1 protein-coding gene is annotated in these 390 nt (G+C 71.3%); it reads left to right on the top strand.

The annotated features are described in order from the left end of the window. The coding region (locus G3I17_RS39515; protein WP_164604543.1) for an Ig-like domain-containing protein at nucleotides 1–390 on the top strand (390 nt) is incomplete at both ends.

Here is a 390-nt window from a genome sequence, read left to right as displayed (position 1 = left end):
GGCGGCGGTGCGACGGGTCGCAAGGTGGTCACGGTCACCGTGGCGGACGGGCAGGGCGGCGTCTTCGAGGGCAAGCTCCTGGTGGACGTGGTGCCGGGTCCGCAGCCGCCGGTGGCGGTGAACGACCACGTGGTGGTGCCGGCGGGTCAGCCGGTGACGGTGGAGCCGTTGCGCAACGACACCGATCCGAACGACGACGAGCTGCGGCTGGCGTCGGTCTCGGAGTCGGCGCCGGCGGAGATCACGCCGAACTATGACGCGGGGACGTTCACGTTCGTGTCGATGGAGCCGCGGTCGTACGACCTGACGTACCAGGTCACTGACGGTCCGAACGCGACGACGGGCCTGGTGCGCGTCGACGTGCTTCCCGAGGCGCTGGCCGCGCTCGAC

The organism is Streptomyces sp. SID13031 (genome assembly GCF_010548305.1).
Classification (GTDB): Bacteria; Actinomycetota; Actinomycetes; order Propionibacteriales; family Kribbellaceae; genus Kribbella.
This window is presented reverse-complemented; position numbering and strand designations above follow the sequence as displayed.